We start from the raw sequence: 21,719 nt of genomic DNA, 5'->3' as shown, positions 1-21,719 counted from the left end.
CAAATCGGATGCGCCCAATAAATTATAAATACAATTTAATACCAGCGAGGGTCACCTGCTTCAATTCCTTCTGTAATAAAAGAGAAATCTTCATTATCAGGATTTACCCATAATTCTGTTGATGTTCCTCCAGTAGAAGAGCACATTTCAACTATTGAATATCCAGAATTAACAAAATCTGTTGTAGCAAAGCTATTTGAAACAGAAACGGTTACTCCGTCAGCGGCTCTGATTCCGGATATTGATGGCTCATCACCATATGATGTATTACCGAAAATACAGTTTGTTACTTCAATTCCTTCTGATAGTACAGCATTTCTAACATCCATTAAGTACCTGCCAGAGGCAAATGGCACTTTATTAAATGTACAGTCCTCAACTATAATACTCTTGCCTAAAGTAGCATCATCATAACGAATAAAATGGCAAACAAAATTACTTAATGTAGAATTGGTTATTTTAACAACTCCGGCATTTGTATTTGTTTCTGTTGCACAGAATACACCATAACTTCCACTGCTACGTCCTAAATCATTAATGATACAATCGTCAATAACAAATTCACCAACATATTGGTCTGATCCACCTCTTAAACGCATAACTTGGCGTCCCATGTTTCGTAGCTCACAGCTTAAGAATTTAACTGCTCCAATATTACAGGCTTCCGATTCCATATCAAAAACCCCTCGTATCTGACTTCCACCATCAATATAGTCGACATACCCATTCATATGCAGTTTTTCAAAAACCAATGAATCAGATGGCGTTAGGCTTGACCCAACATAAAACATACGATCACCTGATGTTAAATATAACACTGGCAAATCTCCATCAAGTCCTTTTATTTTGATACTCTTATCAATTGTAAAATCACCAATAAAACCATACTGTCCACCTGCCTGAAGCATAATAACATCGCCAGGCGATGCTGCGGTAATTGCAGCAGTGAGATCAGCACCTGAATCAATCAAAACAGTACCTTCTAAAACATAATCCTGAAATCCCCTGGTTTTTACACCATTCATTAATTGAATAGTATAATCTCCATTTGCAACATCTGTTAAACTTTTAGATCCGGCCGCTATTTCCTCAGCAGTAATATCTTCACTAAATACTTCTACACCAGCTCTGGTATAAAATACTAATGAAGTAACCGCTTTACCTGGAGTCCAGCTAATTGTTAATTCACCTAGTCCTGTCATTACAATATCGTAATTATTAAACAGGTTTTCAGGCAAAGATTTAAATGCTAATGTTGCCCATTTCGAATCGGTATTTGTACTACTAATACCTTTTACTCGAGCAGAATATTGACTATCACCTGCAGGTAAATCATATACATATGGTATTTCTTCAGGTAAAATTTCAGCAGTATGAATAATATTACTGTATTCAAGACTATCATCGCTAATCTCTAGCACATAAGAATCAACACCTTTATTGTCAATCCAACTTAACGAAACAGTGGTTTGATTACTTATGCGTGCTTCCAGATCCAGTGGTGTAAAAATCCTTTCGTACTCTAATTCTTCAATCACCGGATCAATATTATCATCACAGGCATTGAGTGCAAATAATGCAGCAATCCCCATCAATCCTATATATTTAAATGCTTTATTCATGTGTATCATTTTTAATTTTCTCTAATAAAACAATCTTATTCAAGAGGATCATTTGTTAACATTCCATTACTTGCATCAATAAACACCTGCCAGATAGGCCAGAATTGATTTTGATCCGGATCATTAGTATATAAAGAAGCAATTTTATCATCATCTATCTTAGTTGGACTTACCCATGTTTCCTGGAAAGTATATTCAGATGATTTATCATCTGTTTCACCTCTTTCCAATCCGTACCAATCCAATTCAACTGATTTAAATGACAAACCAAAAACATTCTTATCTATTACATTTTCATTGTAATATACTACAGAAGGAACATCAGCATACTCACCTGTCTGATTTCGAAGATTATCCATTTTGTCTTTAGCTTCGGCCATTTTAGATTTCAATAATCCCCAACGAATTAATGCCATTTTACGTTCCATTTCACCACAAAACTCATATCCGTGTTCTTTTACAATGGCATCAAACATTGTTTCTTTAGTAGTAAGAGCATTCACATAGTCATCAACTTTTGAAGACCAATCTGATGATTCAAATGCACGTTGTCTGATTTTCTTTAAATAAGGAGCTGCGGCAGTTGGACCATTAATTTCATTCTCCAATTCAGCTCTCATCAAAACCACTTCAGCATAGCGCATATAGATTTTATTTAATCCATCATCATTGGTAGATGTCACCCTTCTGTTCATCCATTCATATCTCCACTTGCCAAAGTACCATGTATTAACACCTTCCAATTGTTGAACTGTACCATTATCATTGTCATAACGATACCATCCGTAAGGAACGCAGGTTACATCTCTGCGGGTATCTTTAGCATCGTAATCATAGAAAACTGTAGGAAGTGGACCATATGTTCCGCCTCTTGGCTGAGCTGTATAACCATCAGCTTCATCATGTAGCACACCATAAGTAAATAAATGACGACCACGACCTTCAGAGAATGGAACTTCCCATAAAGATTCATTTCCTGCTGAAATATCTTCTTCACAGTTTTTTCTCCAAACCGTTTCAAAGTCAGATTCCAGAGAAACATAATCTCCGTCATGATCCATTATTTCTTTACACTCTTGTAATGCAATCGGATATAATGTTGATACAGATAATTCAGGATCTGAGCTACGACTGATAGTTGCACCTCTTTGAGAGTATCCGGCAGCCCACAAACATAAACGGGCACGAAAAGCTTTTACAAAAACCTTATTTACGTTCTCTGTAGTTGCTGTCAATTGTGTTTCATTTGGCCAGGCTACTAATGTAGCAGCTTCTTCCAAATCGTCTATTAATTGTTTATAAATAACGTCTCTGTTTGATTTAGGCAGATAAAGCGTCTCAGTACTTATAGGTTCAAAACGAGCCACAACATCACCATGAGCTTTCAATAAGTCAGAGTAATAAATAGCTCTTAAAGTAAGTGCTTCACCTAATAATTGTCCCATCTCATTACCTGGTTCAGGGCTTCCATAGGCTCTTAATCCACGAATACAAATATTAGCTCGTTCAATACCTCTATATAACATCGCCCAATACACATTATCGCGATTCATATCTGTATTGGTAGTCGAATTTATATATCTGGATAAATCACCACGAGCACTCGCACTTGTTGAATTAATCCATTCAATATCAGTATTTGATCCATAGTGGGTTAAAAAACGACCACGATAAGAGTTGGTCTGCCCCATAGGCTCTTTAATTCCATCAATAGCTCCCTTTGCTAATTCAAACTTTGAAAAAATCAAAGACTCATCCATCGTAGATTGAGTTGGAGCATCCAAATAATCTTCACATGATGTTAGAACACCTGCAAAAAATATGATTAGTATATATATTATTCTTTTCATAACTAGAAAATGCTTCAATTAAAAATTCAGGTTTAAACCAAATATAAACTGTCTACTCTTTGGATAAGCTGAGTAATCAACTCCAGGAGTTAACGGTGTCTTTCTTCTTGTAGAAACTTCAGGATCAAATCCACTATAATTAGTCAAGATGAACAGATTATTAGCAGTTGCATAAAACCTTAAGTTACTAATTCGTACTTTTTCTGTTAATGATTTAGGAATGGTATAACCTAGTGTAAGCGTATTCATTCTCAGGAATGAACCATCTTCTATCGCCCAATCTGTCAGAACTCTTCTGGTCATATATGGCGACCACATGGTTGTATTGGCATTCATAGCCGTTAATTGAGCAGGATCATTTACTAACTGACCATTGGCATCAATATTTGTCCAACGCTGTCCCTCTGCCATAATATCAATCATATTATAATACTGACCATTCTGAGTTGCAGTAGTGAACTCAATTTTATTGGCATTATAAACATCATTACCATAACTATAGCTAAATACTGCAGACAGATCAAATCCATAAGCTCGGGCCGAAATATTAAAACCACCAGTAGCCAATGGGTTCACATCTCCAATTACAGTAATATCGTTCTCATCAATCAATTTTGACTCATCAATATCAGGTGTACTTGGATCGTCTACTCCAACATTTACATTTTTAATCTTCATTGAACCAGGTCTAACAGTACCAACAACTTTTGAACCGTCAGCAACACCTTCTTTTAAAATCCATTTTCCACTGGCTTCATCATATCCTTCAAAATCAGAAACTTCGTATCTGCCATCAGAAACATATCCTCTAATCTGACCTACAGGGCTTCCTACAGCAATCCAATAATCTGTACCAATTTCTGTTGATGCCCAGCTTGAAGCTGCACCAAAGTCTTCCATTATACCTAATGAATTAATATTGTTCTTATTCATTCCAATATTAAATCCGAAATTCAACCCGAAATTAGGTTTATCTAAAATAACCCAGTTTACAGTACCTTCAAAACCCTGGTTTTCTGTCTCACCCATATTTCTGTATTGAGATGTATAACCGGTACCTGGGGTTGGGAAATCAATTAAAAGATCAGTGGTTGTGTTTTTATACACTTCAAATGATCCGTTAAGTCTGTTATTAAATAATCCAAAATCCAATCCAATGTTACGGGTTACTGTTGTTTCCCATACCAAATCAGGATTTGCCATACGGCTGTTAACAGCCCAATAACTGCTAACGTCATTTATATAAGTAGTACTGCCTGATTGAAAAGACTGAATCAACTGACCTGAAGGTATATTATTATTACCTGCAGTACCATAACTCAATCTTAATTTCAAATTACTAAGAGTGGTACTGATACCATCCATGAATCCTTCTTCAGAGATTCTCCATGCAACAGCAGCTGATGGGAAATATCCCCAACGATTACCTTCTGCAAATTTACTGGATCCATCAGCTCTAAAAGTAGCAGAAGCCAAATACTTACCTTTAAAATCATAGTTTGCGCGGCTAAAAAATGAAAGCAATTTATTATCTGCTTCTATCTCATTCTCTATGCTAAGAGGATCTCCCTGAGTTGTTAATCGAAATACTTCGTCAGATGTAAAAAACGAAGGGTAACCATGCATATTTGTGGTTAAGGTACTTTCGTACCCATAAATCAATTCCTGACCAACCAGGAAGTTTAGATTATGATTTTCGTTCTGAATAATTTGATCAAAACTATAATTTAAAGTATTTGTATTACGAACTCCTCCTCTTTTCCTGTCTTCCATTTCTGCAGCAGGTAAGCCCTGTGTATCAGCAGGCAGATTATTCTTCACATAATACGTACTTTGACCATAGAAACGATCACGTTCATAATTATAGGTCTGAAAACCAACCTCTGTTTTCAATTTTAAGTTATGAATAACTTCCCATTCAAAACTAGCCCCCATGTTTAAGGTAGTTCTGGTTTGTTGTTGATCATTATCTGCAACAGCTGTTAAAGGATAAACTCTGTTACTCGATACTTCTTCTTCATCAACATCATCTAAACCATTTAATGGAATTGGCGAATATAACATTGTATGTCTAACGCGTGCATCACTAGGTGTAGCAGTTGTTTGTTCAATAGCTCCACCACCGTTAATCTCTGCATCAGAATACCTTACCGAATATGAAATTTTAATCTTATCATTGGGTTTATGATCTAATTTTAAAGCTAAATTGGTTCGCTTGAAATCAGAACCTAACATTATCTCCCTGTTGTTAATTCCAGCATAACTAAAATTGTAAGAAAATTTCTCTGATCCTCCTCTAATACTTAAGTCCTGACTAAAAACTTTTCCTGTACGACCATACACCTGATCCAACCAGTCATTGCCAGCTTGCCCATTATACATGTCAATATCCTGATATTCACCAAAATACTTATTATACGAATCAATTTCGTCATCAAGAACAGCATATTCATATTGCCAATGCACATAATCTTCAACACTTAACGTTTTTAATTTATTAGCAATATTCTTGATTCCTGTAAAAGCATTGTAGCTTACTGAGACTTTTCCTTCTTTACCACTTTTTGTTGTGATGATAACAACACCATTTGCACCACGTGCTCCGTAAATAGCAGTTGAAGAAGCATCTTTAAGTACATCAATAGACTGAATTTCTGAAGCTGGAATATCTGAGATGCTTCTTACAGGGAATCCATCCACAATGTACATTGGTGAATTATCCTGGGTGATAGAACCTCCACCCCGAACGCGGATGGTAACCTCAGCATCGGGAGAACCTTCTGTTGTAATAACCTGAACACCCGACATACGACCAGTCATTGCTTCAGCAGCAGATGTAACAGGTATGGCTTGTAAGTCCTCTCCTTTAACAGAAGCTACCGAACCTGTAATATCTTTTTTCTTTACCGTTCCATATCCAATGGCAACTACTTCATCTAATTGTGTGAATTCATCTTCTAATACAACATTAATGGTTGTTTTTCCCTGAACCGGAATTTCCTGTGTAACCATTCCAATGAATGAAACAACAAGAACATCTGTCTGAGCATCATTAACCGTTAATGAATAATTACCATCCATATCAGTAATTGTACCCAAATCAGTAGTACCTTTTACCAATACAGTCACACCTGGTAAAGGCTGACGACCTGTATCAGTAACTTTACCACTTACTTTTTGCGCCCAACCTGTTGTGCTGCATAAAAAAAGCAGTAACAGACTCAGCAACATAAACCTGTTGAGCTGACGATTTTCTTTTTTCATAAAACTTGCTTTAGTAAACTATTTAAATACATTTCTAAATTGGTATACGATTTATCTAATTTGTAACTTGAACCATCGCTGCTATCTTCGGCGTTTAATCCGTTTTGTCGTTCCCATTCATCCGGCATTCCATCTCCATCGGAATCAGGTAAACCCGATACAGATTCAATCACCGGCCAACCACCAACTTCTTCCTGTGAATTGATAATACCTTTTTGTTCGCCCCTGCCCGATCCATTCATCACATCCTCAATAACACTTTGATCAATCTTATCACGATAAAGGTTAGCTCCGGCTGATTCCAACACTTCCTCGTAAGCTTTTTCTGGCTTTTCAATTTTGATCTCTGAATCATACAATCGTTTTGAAACAAAGTATTTTGAAACAGAATCCTGAGGCATATCCACTCCAAGCAGATTATTCTCAGTGATAGAAATATGCTGATCAACTACATTATCATTGAAATTAAAATTGGCATAGGGTGAATACGGCTCCAGAATCTGCTTGCCAGCCTTATCGCCGGTTGCTGGTCCTGGTTTAAAATAATTTGAAAGAATCGAGTAATTTCCTTCTTCTCCGGCATAAATACACTTCGATTTCCAGTTATAAATTACATTATTAACAATCTCCACCTTTTCACTATCCGGATTTTTATGTCTTCTGCTACCTTGTAGACGTGGATTGCGGCTTTTGTGATGAGCTAATAAATTATGATGGAAAGTAGATTTCTGTCCTCCCCATATACCTCCATAACCATGTTCTCCTTTATGGTGATAACTCTGATTCAGACTTTCGCTTATGATACACCATTGCAATGTCAGATTCTCGTTATCGTACAATGAGCAAACCTCATCGGTTGCCCAACTAAAACTACAATGATCAATTATGATATCTTTATTACCAATTCCTGTTAAAGCATCTAACTCAACATGAGCTATATCTCCCGGACGAACTCGTAAATATCTAATAATTACATTATCAGCATTTATGCGCAAACCTTCGCCTTTTAAGCTGACTCCTTTTCCGGGTGCTGTTTGTCCGGCTATTGTAAGATCACCGTTATTGATTACCAGTTGAGATTTTAAATCAATGTATCCTGCAACAGCAAATACAATAGTTCTTGGACCCTTTTTACGAATACCTTTTCGTAAACTACCAGGACCCTCATCATTCAAATTGGTTACAGTATAAACATATCCACCTCTTCCACCCGTTGTATATTTACCTGCTCCATCAGCTCCCGGAAAAGCAAGAACTTTTTTATTGTTATTGCATGCAAAAGCCATCGATCCGGCCAGTACAAGTGATATGATTAGTAATTTCTTCATTTTAAAATCCATTCTTACTTATCTAATTCCAATGCTGCCAAAATAAACGGAGCAACACCTTTTGTGTCATTTGTAACTTTCTTCTCGGTGATATAATATTCAAATGAACCATCACGATATGGATTTCCACCCAATCCACAACCTCCACAGATATCTTTCATTTCAATTCTGCCATCTGGATATTCTGTTATCAGGTTGTTAATTATACCATCAAAAGTCTCTTCAGCATACTTTCTGTATTTGGCATCCAGATAACCTTTATTGGCTCCTTTAGCAAAGACATATGCAAACATTGCTGAACCAGAACCTTCCAGATAATTACCTTCGGCATCTCCCATATCCAAAACCTGATACCAAAGTGAAGTATTTTCATCTCTTACTTTCAGCAAGTCGGCACAGGTGGCATTTAAAATCTGAATTAAACTATCTCTATCAACATGATTAACCGGCAAATAATCCAACACATCAACAATTGCCATTGTATACCAACCCATTGCCCTACTCCAGAAATGAGGAGATAAACCCGTCTCCGGATCAGACCATTGTTGTTCCTTGCTTTCATCCCAGGCATGATACATCAGACCTGTTTTTTCATCTTTCGTTTTAGAGTAGATTAATTTGATTTGGTATGTTACCTCATCAAACCACTGAGGTTCGTTAAATTCCTTGGCATATTGAGCTAAAAAAGGCGATGCCATGTAAATTCCATCCAGCCACATCTGATAGGGATAAACTTTCTTGTGCCAGAATCCACCAGAATTCGTTTTTGGATGATTCTTCATTTGCTCCACCAACTGATCAATCACCTTCTTATATTTCTCTTCTCCGGTACGTTTGTATAATGTAATTACATTTTTACCCGGATTAATACGATCTATATTATAAACAGATTGCTTATAAGTATTTACAGAACCATCTTCCTGTATAAAGTAATCGATGTAATCAGACATATACTTCGAATATTTGGGATCAATATTTCCCAAACGATCTATTGCCTGCCCCAGAAATGCAAAATCATACTCCCATTTTACTTTGGAAGGATTCAAATAATAAACCAGGCTATCATAGTCGTGCATTACTGCATCAGCCATCTTTACAGACCATTTCTTTTGCGTAGTTTCATTTGTTTCAGTATTACCTGAACTTTTTGTTTTACATGCACTCACAACAAAAAGCACAAAAAGCACAGAAAGCACTAAAAGAGAAAACTTGAATATGTTAGATTTCATTATCATATGAGTGTTAATAGTTACCCTGATTTATTACTTTGGATTGATCATTTTCAATAATATTTTTCACTCCCGGCAAAACATTATTAATAATGTATACCGGATCGGAATCTGTTGCTTTAATGTAATTTACAACCTCTTCTGTTTGAAAGCAATCTTTGATTAGCACATCGGAACAATTATTAAAAACAAAGCCATTTCTAGATGCAACAGGATTTAAGATACTCACATTGCGGAATTGCAGGTTTGTTGAATTCTCGAAATGTATTGGTTCCGATTTTTCAGCTTCGATCTGCAAATTCACAAACTGAATATTACTTGCGCGATCGCCGTAAATTCCTTTCTCAGTGTCGGCAAATACATCATTAAAAGTCACATTTTTCACATCACGTTCAGTAAGTCCCAGGATATTAACAGCCTGTTTTGCTTTGTTAATTCTGATATTAGAGATGAAAATATTTTTAATTGCAGGAGTTCGTTCTGAGACAGGTTCTTCAGGTGTTTCGTGATAATGCATATTTAGCATTACACCTTCTTTTACTATATCATACATAACAATATTCGAAACACGAATATCCTCTACAACACCTCCACGACCTCTCATGGTTTTAATCCTGATTCCCCTGTCTGTACCCTGAAACACACAATTTGAAATAGTAACACGTCGCACAGAACCTGACATCTCACTTCCTATTACAACTCCACCATGTCCATCAAGCATTGTACAATTGGTGATGGTTATATTTTCGGTTGGTTGTTCAGCATTTCTGCCATCTTCATCACGTCCGGATTTAATAACAATACAATCATCACCTACACTGATATGAGAATTACTGATATGAACATTGCGACAGGATGATGGATCAATACCATCAGTATTCGGAGAATTGTCGGGATTTAAGATGGTAATACCTTCAATAGTTACATTCTCTGAGAATACCGGCATTAATGTCCAGAAAGGTGGATTTTGAAAAGTCAAGCCTTCTACTCTTACATTGCTGCACTCATAAGGCATAAATAGAGGCGGACGTAGAAAACGCCCCATTTTTTGAATGTATTGATTATGCTTTATCAAACTATCATTTTCTTCGGCAAAAATGTTTTCCCATTTAGTGTTTGTTTTTTCACCTTTACTAATGCGCCACCATAAATCCCACCATTTTTTCCCACTACCATCAATTACTCCTCTTCCTTTTAAAGTAATATTGCTTGCATTGTGGGCATAAATATTTGATTTAAATGTTTTCACTCTTACTCCTTCCCAACGTGAAGTAATCATAGGCAAATAATCATCAAAATCATCTGTAAATTTCAGTATGGCACCTTCAGCAATATTGAGAGTTATATTACTCTTCATTTCAATAGGTCCAGACAGATACAGACCAGCGGGAAAGAAAATTTCCCCTCCACCTGATTTACTTAACTGGTCAATTGATTCTGCTATTATTTTGGTACACACTTTTTTTCCGGACGAATCACCTCCTACTTCCTTAATATTAATATAACCTGATTGGGCAAATGAATTACCGACAAAAAGGAAAATGGACCAAATTAACAATTGGATTTTATTGGATTTTTTCAGCATATTAACATTTTAAATGGACATCAATCGAAAGTGTTCAAATTTGTTAATTTCACAATTGCAATATAATTAATGTCATCATCTACATGTAGGCCACACATTACCCAATTAAAGGGGTTAAATCATCACAAAAAAGTCACCCTTTAATACATTTAATTCTATATTTCAACATCTTACACAAACACCTACCAAATCACACATTCGATAAAACAAAGGTTAAATTAAGGTTCAAAATGTTATATTTGCATTACATATTATTCATATGAAGAGATCCGCATTAATATTTTTATACTTTATTTATTATTGTTATACATCAGTAGGGCAAGATATTTTTAGATTCGAACACTTCAACTCTACTAATGGCCTTTCGCAAAACACCGTAACCAGTTTATTAAATGATAACAAAGGTTATTTGTGGATTGGAACCATGAACGGACTAAACAGATATGATGGCTATAACTTTAAGATTTATAAAAATAATATAGATAACCCTCTTCTTACAAACAACCGGATACTTTCACTTTGGCAGGATCAAAAGGAATTTATCTGGCTTCAGACTTACGACAATTACTATCATTATCTGAATCCGAAAACAGAACAATTTAAAACGCTTCCGGAATATTCTACACATATTAACAGTAAGTATAATCATGCTTCCTGTTTTCGGCAGGAAAACCCAAACGTTATTTGGGTTGGAACATCAAACGGAGGTATTTACCGGTTAAATTATAATCAGGACAAAGGCGTTTATGATCAGCAACACTTTTCAGACAAGGGACGTTTTAGTATCTCCAACCTGAAGGTAAATTTTATATACACGGCAAAGGATTCATCGGTATGGATTGGAACGGATAAGGGATTAAACCTCTTAACCAAAGAAGACGTTAAATCTGAATCATTTCATTTTCAGCATTACTTTATTAATCTGTCTTTTAATTCAGCCATTGAGATAAATGACAAACTATGGTTTGGAAGTGATAAAGGACTTCTGGAATATAAAAAATCAACCGGAACCTTTACTTTATTAAATACAGAAAACACTTCTGATCTGCCTCAAGATGAAATCAATCAATTATTTGTTTCGAAAGAAGGAATTGTAATTGTTAGTTTGGTTGAAAACGGAGTAATTGCTTATGATTCAAACAAACAAAAATGGCATACTATTCAAACCCATGGAAAAGATATTCTGGATATTTATTTCGACAGAAGAAACAATGCCTGGATTACTGCCAAAGAACTGGGTTTAACAAGACTCGATCTCAACGATCTGAGTTCTCATTTTTATAATCTTACTAAAAAAACATACCAATCCATAACCGATCTTGAAAGACATGTTTTTTATGAAGATAAAGACAATAACTTATGGATAGGTCTACATGGTAGCGGTTTACATCTTTACAATGCTGAAAAAGATGAGTTTAAAGGTTATATCAATGATATCAATGATCCTAATTCTCTTTCCAGTAATATAGTTCATAGTATTATTGAAGATGCTGCAGGAATTATGTGGTTAGGAACCGGACAGTTTAAAGGTGGAATGGAAAAAGTAATTCGGAATAATCCGGCATTTAAGCACCTTGTTTTAAAAGAGAATCCTGATCAGATAAACGATAATGTGGTACGCTCCATGGTACAAGATAAAAATAACTGTATATGGATTGGAACAAAAAGCGGAGACTTACATGTAATTGATTCGAACTATAAAAAGATTCACAAATTCAGCACCTTTAATGGTCAAATAGACAATCCGGAAAACATAAACATATATAGTATTTATATCGATGAGGATCAACACATTTGGCTAGGATCTAAAGGAGAAGGTTTATTGGTTAGTACTACCCCACTCCCGGCTTCTCCATCAGAATATAAGAACCTACGATTTATCCAGCATAAACATATTGAAAATGATACCACATCGCTATGTAGTAATAAAATATACACCATTACTAAAGGGGCCGGTAAAGACATTTGGATTGGAACTTTTGAAAGCGGAATATCAAAGGCTACCATAAATAACTTCAAAGAATTAAGCTTTACCAATTACAACACCAATAACAGTAATTTATCCAACGACCTGGTTCGTTACATGTCTTTTGACAGTAATGCTAACCTTTGGGTGGCTACCTCATTTGGTTTAAACCTGTTACCTGCCGATAGCTTACAACACAACCGGATTAATTTTACAACATTCTACCACAGTCCGACCAATAAAACAAGTATTAGTTATAACGATATTGTTGTTATTAAAGAAGATTCAGAACAACGAATCTGGTTTGGTACATTTGGTGGTGGAGTCAATAGTATTCAACTTCCATTGAGTGATTCTATTCAGTTTAATACAATCTCTTCTCAACAAGGATTATCTAACGATGTTGTATTTAGTATTGAAGAAGACAATGAAGGATTTATATGGTTTAGTTCAGAGAACGGCTTAAGTCGTTACAACACAAAACTGAATTCGATAGAAGTATTTAATGAGTATAATGGCCTTTCATTCAGCAACTTTTCCGAGAGTACTTCCATCAAATTGTCTGACGGTAAGTTGTTTTTTGGAGGATTCAAAGGCGTTGAAGTAATCAGTCCTGATTTAATTGAGCAATCCAAATCTCAGAATAATATAGAATTAACGAACTTTCAACTTTTCAACAAGGATGTGATTGTTGGTGCACCCAAATCACCTTTAAAGCAAAACATCTCCTATACCAACGAAATAAAATTACTTCATCATCAGAGCAGTTTTAGTATAGAGTATTCAGCTTTAGATTTCCGTGATCCAAATAAGATCCAATATGCTTATATGCTTGATGGATTTGATCCCGAATGGATAACTGTAAATCATCAAACCAAAGCTACATATACAAACCTTAAGCCGGGCGAATATAATTTTAAGGTAAAATGTACCAGTAATACCGGTCAATGGAATAACAACTATCGTGACTTAAAAATTGTGATTACTCCACCCTGGTGGCAAACCAATCTCGCTTTACTAGGATATATTATTATTGCTATTCTTACCTATTATATTATCCGACAGATAATTTGGCGAATTAATAAGTATCGTAAAGAACTTGATTTGGAAAAAACAGTTAACACCTTGAAGTTGAAGTTTTTTACAAATATATCGCACGAAATCAGGACTCCTTTGACATTAATTCTAGGTCCAATTGATGATTTACTGCAACAGGATATTCAGGATAATGAAATAAGCAGGCAACTAAAAATAATCAGAAAAAACGCCAATCGAATGCTTCAGCTTGTCAATCAGTTACTCGACTTCAGAAAGGTACAGAATAATAAAATGACACTAAAAGTTGAAACAGTTGAGTTAAATAAATTTGCACAGGACATTTACGAAAGCTTTATTCCTTTAGCCAATCACAAAGGTATCTTCTATACATTTAAACCTAATGATACACCCATTGACATTTGGGCCGACAGATCAAAACTCGACTCTATTATTTACAACCTGATTTCGAATGCCATTAAATTCACTCCGGAGGGTAAAAAAGTGGTTGTTTCAGTTTCGGTCGACACACAAACATCCATGGCGCAAATCAAAGTTATTGATCAGGGCCCGGGTATATCAGATAAAGATATGTCTGAAATATTTACACGTTACACTATCCTGAGTGGTAACGAACAGGCCGGAACAGGTATTGGATTATCGCTGGCTTACGAATTGGCCAAGTTACATGGGGGTAATATAGAACTTTCCTCTGTTGAAAGTCAGGGTAGCTCATTCTGGGTAAGCCTTCCTCTTGATCCGGAAAAGATCTTAAACTTACCTAATGTACAGAAAAAGGAATATTCAGCAGAAAACAAAATTGATCATCATCTTGATTTTGACATTATTGAAGATAAACGTGCGCAGAAAGAAGAATCAAATGAACCCAATCCAACCATATTGATTGTTGAAGATAATTTGGAAATTGCCAATTATCTCAAATCTTCGTTAAACAGTTACTATAATTGTTTGATTGCTGCTAACGGTGTAGAAGGAATAAGGTTGGCTAGACAGGAAAATCCGGATGTGATTATTACTGATATTATGATGCCACAGATGGATGGTTTGGAAATGACTCAGCAACTTAAAGAAGATTTTTCAACCTGCCACATTCCTGTTATTATGATGACTGCTAAAACAGATGTTCAGGATCAGATTACAGGTATCGAAACAGGAGCTGAAGCATATATTACCAAGCCTTTAAATATCAAATACCTGAAAGCAGTAATTGATACCTTCAATCAACAGCGTCAGCTTTTAATATCAAAATTCAGAAACAATAATACCATTGATCCCAAAACACTGAAAATTAATTTCAAAGACGAGGAATTTTTAAAGAAGCTGGTTGAATATATCGAGGAGAATTTCTCAGATGATTTGAGTGTGGAAGTTCTATCGAGCCATTGTTGTGTTAGCCGAACAGTATTGTATAATAAAGTGAAAGGATTGACCGGACTAAGCCCACTGGAGTTTGTGAGACAGATGAAATTAAAAATTGCAAATCAACTCTTATTAAAAGGATATTCAGTTTCTGAAGTCGCCTTTAAAGTTGGATATAACGATATAAAATATTTTTCGAAATTGTTTAAAAAACAATACGGTTATCCGCCTAGTAAAACACCTAAACCAACTGATAATTAATTAGTAAGTAATAATAATCTTCAGTTTTGAAGCTCAATCAAATGAGGTCGTTATAGCTTATGTAACATTTATTAGAAAGTTGACGGATCGTTTCAATTACGGTGAAGTTCATTCATCAAACTATTAACCAAGCGGTTGCAACAATGATTTAAAAGCTGGAATCTTATAATGACAACCATAGTTTCGTTATTTTAGCACCTGTGTTATTGCCAAAACAATTCCAAATGATACAAATAAAGCATTCTACTTCATTTCAAAAGACAATCTATTTTGTAGCTCTTATACTACTTACCGGACTTTTCAGTTGTAAGCAGCGTGAACCTTATACCATCTACCTGGCAGGTGATTCGACCATGGCAGAAAAGAAAGAAGATAAGCGTCCGGAGACAGGCTGGGGAGAACATTTGCAGGAGTTTTTTTCAGCTAATGTTACAGTTGCCAATCATGCACAAAACGGAAGAAGCAGTAAGTCTTTTGTCTCTGAAGGAAGATGGGATTCCATAATGAGTCTTTTAAAGTCGGGTGATTATGTATTTATTGAATTCGGACACAACGATCAGAAGATTAAAAGTGAAGAGCGTTATTCATCTCCTGAAGATTTTTACACCAATCTCTGTCGTTATGTTGACGATACAAGATCAAAAAAGGCAACACCTGTATTATTAACGCCTATAATGAGACGAAGATTTGATGAGAACGGACAGTTTTATGACACGCATGCCGAATATCCCGAAATGACAAGGAAAGCGGCTGCTGATAAAAAAGTTGTTCTGTTGGATATGCACCAACTTACCAAAGAATTGATTGAGAACTATGGTGAAATAAAATCCAAAGAGCTTTTTTTAATTGCCGATTCAGCAGTGTGGACAAATTACCCCGATGGTATTGACGACAATACGCACCTTAATAACATGGGTGCTAAGAAAATTGCAAAACTTGCGGTTAGAGCAATTGAAGAATCTGACCTTGCAATTAAAAATGATCTGATCACTCAACATTAACTAAAATGAGACTTTTCATTAGCATACTTTGCGTATTCTTCAGTATTAATATATGGGCTGATAATAAGCCTGATATTGTTGTTGCTGCAGACGGAACAGGAGATTACAACACCTTAACTGAAGCCATCAATCAACTACCATATTATAATTACGAACGTGTGGTGATTTTTGTAAAGAATGGTATTTACAATGAAAAGATTCGGATAGGAAAAGATTACCTGACTATCAGAGGTGAGAGTCGGGATAGCACAATTATTGAATATTCCCAACTTCGTGAAGATTGGATTGAACATCCGGATATAATCGGACCAGCTGTCATTAATATTGAGGCGGATGATATTGTTCTCGACAATCTAACCATAAGAAATACACAGCCCGAAATTGGTCCGCATGCCTTTGCCATTTTAGGTAATGGTACGCGAACCATCCTGACCAATTGCAACATTACAAGTAAAGGAGGAGATACCGTTTCGCTTTGGAATTACAAACAAGGTATGTATTACCATGCTAATTGTTATTTCGAAGGATGTGTTGATTTTGTTTGTCCACGAGGATGGTGCTTTATTAAAGATTCTGAATTTCACCAATTAAAAAATACTGCAACTCTATGGCATGCAGCAGTGGACGATAAAGAAAAGAAATTTGTGCTTCAGAATTGCAAATTTACTGGTGTGGATGGATGGCAATTAGGTCGTCATCACTACGAAGCCGCTTTCTATTTAATTGATTGCTCTTTTGGAAAAGGCATGGCAGACAAGCCAATCTACTATGTTAGTTATCCAAACAAACCAGAGAAAAACCGCCCCTATTTCTGGAAAGACCGCTATTACTTTTCAGGATGTATAGGTGATGGATTCCATTACAATTGGTTTGATGATAATTTCATCAGTAAAGGCATAGTCGACCTCTCTCCTTCTGACTTATCTCCTGCCTGGACTTTTATCCAACAATGGGATCCAGAATCAAAAGAGAAGCCATATGTTTCTCAAATTAAAATAGTTGATAAACGGAATGTTTTTCTTGAATTTAATGAATCTGTGGGAGCAGATAATTCATTAAAACTACAAACTGAAACCGGGATTGAATTAGTTTTTATGCAAGGAACGGGAAGAAATATTTTACAGTTTAGTTCCCGTATTGATTTGAAGGAATCTGATTTTAAACAATCGATCAAAATAATTCAAGGCAAGATAGGTTCCAATACAGCACGTATAACAGATACCTCAATCAATATTGGCGAAACAATATTCACATCAAATGCTCAAATAACAGAGCTAAGTTGTAGAGAATAAATATATTGAATTAAGATTTAGATTTCTCAACTACCACTTCTACCCGATTATAAGTTTGTTTTAAACTGGTATAAATGTATTCATCAATAGCTTTATTGAGAAATCCATACTCTTCATACGCATTTACAGAGTATATTATAACATAAACCCTTTCTCCGGCAGAATAGTGATATTTTCCATCATTACTGTCATATAGATTAAATTCTGATCCAACTCCGGTCCAGTATCCCCTGTAAGCGAAATCATAGTTTAAAAAAGAAACATCTTCTTGATTACCAATACAAATAAAGAATCTAAGGCCCTTTGATTCTGATAGGCCACCTCTAATTTCTATTTCACTCTCTGTAATATCTATATCAACATTAGTCACTTCAACTTCAGACTGTTGGTAAATTTTGGGCATATATATAAAAGCAGGTACATCTCCACCTATAAATTGGAAACTCTCGTATATATAAGAACCAAAATTATTTTTTTCACAAACAATATTATAAGTACCTACCGGCACATCTACTAACTCAAAGCGACCAATTTCATTGGTTATAGCATTGATATTTGTTCCTTCAACGGTTACAATGACACCACTATTATCTGTAAGCATTTTTCCATTTGTGTCTATCAACCTAATAAATCCTACAATACTGCCTTCAGGATAAATATAGTCTTTTTTACTGCACGCCGTATTCATCAACATAAATATGGACACAAAGGCCATCTTATACACTTTTATATTTATGCTTTTCAAATATTCGAACATATTTATCTGCTTATTTGATTGTATAACTGGCTACAGAAGAACCATTATCTAAATTTATATCAGTATATATGAGTTGACCAGAATCTATATCTATGTACTGCATGCCATTAATTGATGCAGGATACATAATAACATAAACTTTTGAATCCACAGGATAAGTTTCTGTATTATATCTTAAATTATACTGTAAATGATTATAATCCAATTTTTCATTGATCACACCTGTCACCTGATAATCCATATAAGAAACATCAGGTGAATTACTTATAAAATAACGACCTATAAAACTGTTACCCCGATCGTTATCTGATATATCAGCTTCGAGTAATATATTAGGATAAAAATAGTAATCAGATTCAGACAACGTCAGATCATGAATTTGAGCATTTGAATTCTCATATAGATAACCATTCACCATTGTTATTTCATTACCTCCAACAAACTGATAAGACATAAGACGGTATTGGGTATATCCTTCCTTATTAAAAAGAATGTTGTATGTTCCACTATTCAGGTTACTTATCTCAACCATTCCATTTTCATCTGTTGAGACCTTTATTAATGGAGTACTCCCTTCCAAAGTAACTTCAACACCACCATTTTCGGGAATACTTTTACCTGCAAGATCCATTAGATTAACCTGCACCAATAATGCCCCTTTGGGCAATTCATATTCGATTACTTTTGTACATCCACTTAACAAACCAACATAAACCATAATAAGAAACAGTTGCAACTTATTTTTTGGTGTTAGATTTCTCATTTTAGAGATTTTCAGATTTAGTTAAATTCTATTTTTGCTACATTGGATGCTTCACCAAGTGTTGTAATTACATATTGTTGAGATGCAATGTCATAATATCCACCTGACCATTCTGATTCTCCATAAGCAATGGCATGCAATTTACTTGCGAAATCACCTGTTTTATAATTATCATAAAGCCTAAAGCTAAATTCAGAACCATTGGGTTCAGAAACTATTAAATTCATTGTTTTTAAATAGTTTATACTAGAAATATCTTCACTATTATGAAAATAAAACCGTACAAATACCATTCCCCATGGATTATTTTGATGTATGATTCCTTTTAAATATAATAATCCATTATCATCAAGTTCCAAGTAGAGATTACTAACTCGTGTTGACGATTTTTGCACAAGAAATCCGCCACTGTATAGGGGCTCATCTCCGCCAACAATTTGTAATCCCTGAGTTTGAAATTCTCCATAGCCATCTTTTGATATAATCAAATTATAGGTGCCGGTTGGAATGTTATTCAATACATATCTCCCCTCTATATCTGTCTCAGTTTTTATTAAAGGATCACTTCCTTCTAATTGAATTACAACCTTTATTCTGTCATCAACAGTATTACCAAATTCGTCTCGGGTATACCATGTTCCCTGAATAGTTCCCTTTAAATCAATGGGCAATATTTCATTTTTCTTACAACTACAAAATGCAATAATTAACAAAATAGTCAGAAGAATAAGGTTTTTCATAGAATTGATTCAACAATTAGGAGATGTGTAATTCAAATATACAAATACTATTAAACAAATTAATATTTTCTCTTAATCAATAATTTATTTAATTAACATCTAGACTGTTCTAAGAATCTTTTCCATCTTTTTACCTTTAGCTAATTCGTCTACTAGTTTGTCGAGGTATCTTACTTGTTTGGTAATTGGATTCTCAATCTCTTCTATTCTATAACCACAAATCACACCTTTTATAAGGCCTGCATTTGTATTTAATTTTGCTGATTCAAAAAATGATTTAAAGTTTACCTTGTCATCTATCAATTCCTTGATTTTCTCATTATCAAAGCCGGTTAACCATTCTATAACCTGATGTAATTCGTCCTTAGTTCTGCCCTTATTTTCAACTTTTGATAGATAATGCGGATAAACGGAAGCAAAGGTCATTTCAGCTATTTTCTTATTATGCTCAGGTGTTGTTTTCATGATAATCTTTTTAACATTTCGTTTAGGATCCACCAACTTATAATCATATTATATAGCAATTCAGGGTTTTATTAATGGTCAGATAATATCAAAATATGTGTATCCCATATTGACAACTGTAGTAAATATACAATCTTGGTTCAATATTTACTATAATTATAAAAGCTACTATAAGCCGCCAACTAAACAACGTTTTATTCCACTACATTAGCAATATACATTTATTCTAATGTAAGATGATAATACTAAATTGGGACGATTAAACCCAGTTTTTCCTAATTTCTAGCGGGTTGTAGCTAGTTTATTTTACATGAAAGTTTAAGATGTTCTTTCCATTATAGTAATGGTCTATTAATGTATCTCTAATTGACCAATAAATTGTTTTTTTATAATCTCCAGTCAGATCAAATTTATCATGAATGAAGGTTCTTCCATTTTTTATATCTATTTCATATACTGGTTCTTTTTCTAAATCCCTTAGTTTATCATTCTCGACATAAATGCCATACATTAAATGAGGAATACAATGAGGAGGGTAAGCAATTTGATAATCAATTTTGAAGTATGTCTTTGACATCACAGTGTCATAATATTCACAATCTAAGTCATAATATAATAAGGGATTTCCACCATAGGAAGGTTGGTCTTCATAGAATTTGTAAAATTTCAATTTGTCGTCAATATAAACTGAGTATTTATCTAATTGTCCATTCTTTTTGAAATGTAATACGAAAGTCTCCTCCAGGCCTTTTAATCCTTGTTGCTTTTTTACTTCCATGTAAAGATTATTATTGTCAAAGTAACTGTGAGTCAAGGTATCATTTATCTGAATAGTTTTTATTAATTCGACATCACCATTCCTCAGCTTTACGTTTTCATAATTGTTGAACATACAACTCGAAATTAAGAAAGTAAAAAGGGTAAAAAAAATATAATGGTTCTTCATATTCTTAAATTAGCTACAACAGTTCGCGTAAGAGCAGTGGTGGGTTTCGGAGTGATTCTGTGTCCGCAAGGATATAAGAATCAGACGAGAGTCGACACCTTAAAACTTTTTGCTATCGCCAGCCATTGCTTTTGACACGATGTTGCACTAAACCTAAAGGTAGCTAAAGTCCGTTGCCCTTGCTACCTTTATTTGTGTTAATAAAATATTGTATCATGAAAAAAAAGCTTTACCA

General features: G+C 34.8%; 14 protein-coding genes. 3 read left to right on the top strand and 11 right to left on the bottom strand.

What is annotated here, in order from left to right:
* Positions 1–35: 35 nt before the first annotated feature.
* The 6 genes from ACRD62_RS12300 to ACRD62_RS12275 are packed head-to-tail and all read right to left on the bottom strand — an operon-like array spanning position 36 to position 10,878.
* A complete protein-coding gene (locus ACRD62_RS12300; protein WP_430820413.1) occupies positions 36–1,622 on the bottom strand; it encodes a DUF5123 domain-containing protein in 1,587 nt (528 codons plus the stop codon).
* A 35-nt stretch (positions 1,623–1,657) separates the two neighbouring features.
* Complete coding sequence (locus tag ACRD62_RS12295) at positions 1,658–3,472, bottom strand: RagB/SusD family nutrient uptake outer membrane protein (RefSeq protein ID WP_430820412.1); 1,815 nt, start codon at positions 3,470–3,472, stop codon at positions 1,658–1,660.
* Positions 3,473–3,490: 18 nt separating this feature from the next.
* Positions 3,491–6,736 (bottom strand): SusC/RagA family TonB-linked outer membrane protein, encoded by a 3,246-nt coding sequence (locus ACRD62_RS12290; protein ID WP_430820411.1) that lies wholly within the window; start codon positions 6,734–6,736, stop codon positions 3,491–3,493.
* Positions 6,733–8,064 carry a pectate lyase family protein gene (locus ACRD62_RS12285; protein WP_430820410.1) on the bottom strand — a complete coding sequence of 444 codons (1,332 nt, stop codon included), beginning with the start codon at positions 8,062–8,064 and terminating at the stop codon, positions 6,733–6,735. Before ACRD62_RS12285 ends, ACRD62_RS12290 begins: the two co-directional genes overlap by 4 nt.
* Before the next feature lie 14 nt (positions 8,065–8,078).
* A complete protein-coding gene (locus ACRD62_RS12280; RefSeq protein ID WP_430820409.1) occupies positions 8,079–9,293 on the bottom strand; it encodes a glycoside hydrolase family 88/105 protein in 1,215 nt (404 codons plus the stop codon).
* Between the two features lie 13 nt (positions 9,294–9,306).
* Positions 9,307–10,878, bottom strand: coding sequence for a glycoside hydrolase family 28 protein (locus tag ACRD62_RS12275; RefSeq protein WP_430820408.1), 1,572 nt, complete (start codon positions 10,876–10,878; stop codon positions 9,307–9,309).
* Between the two features lie 259 nt (positions 10,879–11,137).
* On the opposite strand from ACRD62_RS12275, the gene ACRD62_RS12270 reads away from it, so the two are divergent.
* From ACRD62_RS12270 to ACRD62_RS12260, 3 genes are all read left to right on the top strand, one after another.
* Positions 11,138–15,520 carry a two-component regulator propeller domain-containing protein gene (locus tag ACRD62_RS12270; protein ID WP_430820407.1) on the top strand — a complete coding sequence of 1,461 codons (4,383 nt, stop codon included), beginning with the start codon at positions 11,138–11,140 and terminating at the stop codon, positions 15,518–15,520.
* Between the two features lie 224 nt (positions 15,521–15,744).
* The gene (locus ACRD62_RS12265) at positions 15,745–16,521 is read left to right on the top strand and encodes a rhamnogalacturonan acetylesterase (protein WP_430820406.1); all 777 of its coding nucleotides are present in this window, start codon (positions 15,745–15,747) and stop codon (positions 16,519–16,521) included.
* A gap of 5 nt (positions 16,522–16,526) precedes the next feature.
* The gene (locus ACRD62_RS12260) at positions 16,527–17,813 is read left to right on the top strand and encodes a pectinesterase family protein (RefSeq protein WP_430820405.1); all 1,287 of its coding nucleotides are present in this window, start codon (positions 16,527–16,529) and stop codon (positions 17,811–17,813) included.
* A gap of 10 nt (positions 17,814–17,823) precedes the next feature.
* Here the strand turns inward: ACRD62_RS12260 and ACRD62_RS12255 are convergent, their stop codons facing one another.
* The 5 genes from ACRD62_RS12255 to ACRD62_RS12235 form a co-directional block, all read right to left on the bottom strand.
* Positions 17,824–18,501: a carboxypeptidase-like regulatory domain-containing protein gene (locus tag ACRD62_RS12255; RefSeq protein WP_430820404.1), complete on the bottom strand. Its 678-nt coding sequence runs from the start codon at positions 18,499–18,501 to the stop codon at positions 17,824–17,826.
* A 79-nt stretch (positions 18,502–18,580) separates the two neighbouring features.
* The gene (locus ACRD62_RS12250) at positions 18,581–19,333 is read right to left on the bottom strand and encodes a hypothetical protein (RefSeq protein WP_430820403.1); all 753 of its coding nucleotides are present in this window, start codon (positions 19,331–19,333) and stop codon (positions 18,581–18,583) included.
* Positions 19,334–19,350: 17 nt separating this feature from the next.
* Entirely contained in the window at positions 19,351–20,073 is a 723-nt protein-coding gene (locus ACRD62_RS12245; protein ID WP_430820402.1) for a carboxypeptidase-like regulatory domain-containing protein, read from the bottom strand.
* A 99-nt stretch (positions 20,074–20,172) separates the two neighbouring features.
* Complete coding sequence (locus tag ACRD62_RS12240) at positions 20,173–20,538, bottom strand: DUF2200 domain-containing protein (protein ID WP_430820401.1); 366 nt, start codon at positions 20,536–20,538, stop codon at positions 20,173–20,175.
* Between the two features lie 301 nt (positions 20,539–20,839).
* Positions 20,840–21,430 (bottom strand): hypothetical protein, encoded by a 591-nt coding sequence (locus ACRD62_RS12235; RefSeq protein WP_430820400.1) that lies wholly within the window; start codon positions 21,428–21,430, stop codon positions 20,840–20,842.
* Between the last annotated feature and the right edge of the window lie 289 nt (positions 21,431–21,719).

The sequence above is a fragment of the Carboxylicivirga caseinilyticus genome (genome assembly GCF_050589785.1).
Lineage (GTDB): Bacteria > Bacteroidota > Bacteroidia > Bacteroidales > Marinilabiliaceae > Carboxylicivirga > Carboxylicivirga caseinilyticus.
This window is presented reverse-complemented; position numbering and strand designations above follow the sequence as displayed.

Excerpts from the sequence above, each read along its gene's own strand:
- ACRD62_RS12275 (WP_430820408.1), bottom strand. The coding sequence starts at position 10,878 with ATGCTGAAAAAATCCAATAAAATCCAATTGTTAATTTGGTCCATTTTC.
- ACRD62_RS12285 (WP_430820410.1), bottom strand. The coding sequence starts at position 8,064 with ATGAAGAAATTACTAATCATATCACTTGTACTGGCCGGATCGATGGCT.
- ACRD62_RS12265 (WP_430820406.1), top strand. The coding sequence starts at position 15,745 with ATGATACAAATAAAGCATTCTACTTCATTTCAAAAGACAATCTATTTT.
- ACRD62_RS12295 (WP_430820412.1), bottom strand. The coding sequence starts at position 3,472 with ATGAAAAGAATAATATATATACTAATCATATTTTTTGCAGGTGTTCTA.
- ACRD62_RS12270 (WP_430820407.1), top strand. The coding sequence starts at position 11,138 with ATGAAGAGATCCGCATTAATATTTTTATACTTTATTTATTATTGTTAT.
- ACRD62_RS12280 (WP_430820409.1), bottom strand. The coding sequence starts at position 9,293 with ATGAAATCTAACATATTCAAGTTTTCTCTTTTAGTGCTTTCTGTGCTT.
- ACRD62_RS12260 (WP_430820405.1), top strand. The coding sequence starts at position 16,527 with ATGAGACTTTTCATTAGCATACTTTGCGTATTCTTCAGTATTAATATA.
- ACRD62_RS12245 (WP_430820402.1), bottom strand. The coding sequence starts at position 20,073 with ATGAAAAACCTTATTCTTCTGACTATTTTGTTAATTATTGCATTTTGT.
- ACRD62_RS12235 (WP_430820400.1), bottom strand. The coding sequence starts at position 21,430 with ATGTTCAACAATTATGAAAACGTAAAGCTGAGGAATGGTGATGTCGAA.
- ACRD62_RS12300 (WP_430820413.1), bottom strand. The coding sequence starts at position 1,622 with ATGAATAAAGCATTTAAATATATAGGATTGATGGGGATTGCTGCATTA.
- ACRD62_RS12290 (WP_430820411.1), bottom strand. The coding sequence starts at position 6,736 with ATGAAAAAAGAAAATCGTCAGCTCAACAGGTTTATGTTGCTGAGTCTG.
- ACRD62_RS12255 (WP_430820404.1), bottom strand. The coding sequence starts at position 18,501 with ATGAATACGGCGTGCAGTAAAAAAGACTATATTTATCCTGAAGGCAGT.
- ACRD62_RS12250 (WP_430820403.1), bottom strand. The coding sequence starts at position 19,333 with ATGAGAAATCTAACACCAAAAAATAAGTTGCAACTGTTTCTTATTATG.
- ACRD62_RS12240 (WP_430820401.1), bottom strand. The coding sequence starts at position 20,538 with ATGAAAACAACACCTGAGCATAATAAGAAAATAGCTGAAATGACCTTT.